Annotated in this window: 2 protein-coding genes and 1 pseudogene; all 3 read left to right on the forward strand. The window is 57.4% G+C overall.

What is annotated here, in order from left to right; translation table 11 throughout:
- On the forward strand, positions 1-309 hold a 309-nt coding region (locus E1J61_RS37955), incomplete at its 5' end, for a hypothetical protein (RefSeq protein ID WP_207951307.1).
- A 297-nt stretch (positions 310-606) separates the two neighbouring features.
- The gene (locus tag E1J61_RS35940) at positions 607-1,563 is read left to right on the forward strand and encodes an AAA family ATPase (protein WP_133098532.1); all 957 of its coding nucleotides are present in this window, start codon (positions 607-609) and stop codon (positions 1,561-1,563) included.
- A 445-nt stretch (positions 1,564-2,008) separates the two neighbouring features.
- Positions 2,009-2,217: pseudogene (locus E1J61_RS37960) on the forward strand (hypothetical protein); the annotation flags it as partial.

Below are 2,217 nucleotides of genomic sequence, written 5' to 3' on the forward strand. Positions count from 1 at the left end.
GGCTTTGGCAGTCAGCAGGAGCGGATCTCCGGTCTGATCAAGGCTGGCGCAACCAAGGATCAGCTCATCCGGTTCTGGCGTGAAACAAAGCATCTGAGCTGGGCGGCGAGTTTCGGGCAGTCGCCTTGGGAGACTGCCTCGTCAGTAGGGGCCGCTCTGGATGCGGCGCATAGCGGCGGAGCCGTCAGCCCGTACCATCGAGGGCTGGTATATGTCTTTGACCGCACAATTGCAGCCGGCAAGGCGGAGGCAGTATCGGTCGAGCAAGGAGATCTACCACAAGGCCCACAAAGGAGGATGAGAATGTAAGGCTGGAAGCACGCCAACGATATGATTCCGCGAGCGTGCTCACCACGACAGGCCTATAATGAAACCCATAGGCGACATGGAGAATGAAATGGCTTCGAAACTGACCCGCTACATCATGAGCGAACGCTTCCAAAGCGTTGCTGGCCACGGTGTCGAGAAGGCAGTTGCGAGGACGCGCGCGGCGGGGCTTACCCCGGCTGGCGATCCAAACATCAAGCCTAGCACTCGTCCTGCGACTACGGTAATCGTTGAGGCTCCCACCCCAGCAAAACCGAGGCGCAAGACGCTACGAGTTGCATGACCGACGCCGAAAACAATAACGAGTCCACAGTAATCTGCTTCGCCGGCCCTAATGGGTCCGGCAAAAGCACCGCCGTCATGGAGGCCGTCGAGGATTACGGCCTTCCTCCCGAGGCATACATCAATGCCGACGATATCGCCAAGACCCTAGAGGGCGAGATCGCTGACTATCGGGAACGCAACATCCGAGCCGCACAGATCGCAGAGCAACGCCGCTTGGCAGCGTTGGAAGCCGGAACCGACTTTGCGTTCGAAACCGTCATGTCCACACCGGAGAAAGTCGCGCTGCTGACGCAGGCGAAGGCCAAGGGTTATGAGGTCGCACTTATCTTCGTATCCACCAAAGATCCTGAGATCAATGTGGGGCGTGTCGCAAACCGCGTCGCTCTTGGCGGGCATGCCGTTGAACCCGATGCCGTGCGAGAAAGGTATTGGCGCGCGCATGGTTTGCTGGCCTGCGCGGTAGAACAGGCAGATGCCGCCCTGGTGCACGACAACTCGGCAACGAATGCTCCCCACGTTCTCGTGGCGAGAAAGCTCGAAGGTCGGGTCGAGTTTTTTTCGTATGAGGAGCGCGATACGTCATGGGCGACCAAAGCGCTGGAGACGCCGTGGCGCGAGCGCGTTGCATCTCGCTCCCATTTGCTCAGCGTGATGGTCGAGCGGGCAGCGGACCGCGGGGAAGAGCCGGCTTCGGAGCCGCGACAGGCCGAGGCGTTCAACGGAGCTGACTACATGGGGCTGGTGCTGGCGCATACAGATCACCACGTCCTCCAGGTCAGCGCCAAAGGCGATTACATCCTGCACGACCGACAGCTTCTCGCCACTGAAACTATCAAGGACGGTGCCTGGCAGTGCCTGCAATATCGATATTCCAAAGGCAAGATCGACCGCACCGCGCTCCTTAACGTCGCCGCGCCGGAAGACAAGACAGGTTCGCGCCCAAAGCCGTAACGCAACGCAATGCGCCAGGCTTCGCCTTCTTTGCAGAGGGCGGCCAGCCTGGTGCCGACCGCCATGCCGCACCTGACGCTCATGCGCTGGGATTTCAAGGATCGGTTGCAGGCGACCGCGAGGCAGGCAGTGAACAGCGGTGACACGGTAGATCCCCTTCGGCTCTCCTCGCTTGTGTTCGTCCTTGCGCATCTCTCGGCCAAAAATCGAGAATCTACCCAGTTCCGCGAAGAGTTAACAGGGGCTCCGCCTAGACCGTTGCGCGTAAACGTCAGGGCCCAGCCAGACACCCGGATTTATGCAACAACGCCTTATTGACGGATAATCTGCAAATTGATAACTTTACCAGGTTACTTTAGGCAAAAACTTAAGATTTCGATGGCTTTTGAGAAATGCTGGTAAGCTGCATATAGAAAACAGTTGTTTAAATTCGATCAGGTGAGCCATGACTGCTATTGGCATTGACTTTGGAACATCCAACTGCTCAGCTTATCTTCCTGTCGGCAGTACGATGAAAGGCATTCCGATTGAAGGTGATAGCTCACTGCTGCCATCGGTAGTTTTTACAGCACGGCGCGAGATCGCGATAAGGAAAATAGAGGATTACGAATATGCTCGCCGGCTAAAAAATGCCAGAGCTGCTGCGAATGCAGA

It is taken from the genome of Cupriavidus sp. L7L, from assembly GCF_004353535.1.
Classification (GTDB): domain Bacteria; phylum Pseudomonadota; class Gammaproteobacteria; order Burkholderiales; family Burkholderiaceae; genus Cupriavidus; species Cupriavidus oxalaticus_A.

Excerpts from the sequence above, each read along its gene's own strand:
- E1J61_RS35940 (WP_133098532.1), top strand. The coding sequence starts at position 607 with ATGACCGACGCCGAAAACAATAACGAGTCCACAGTAATCTGCTTCGCC.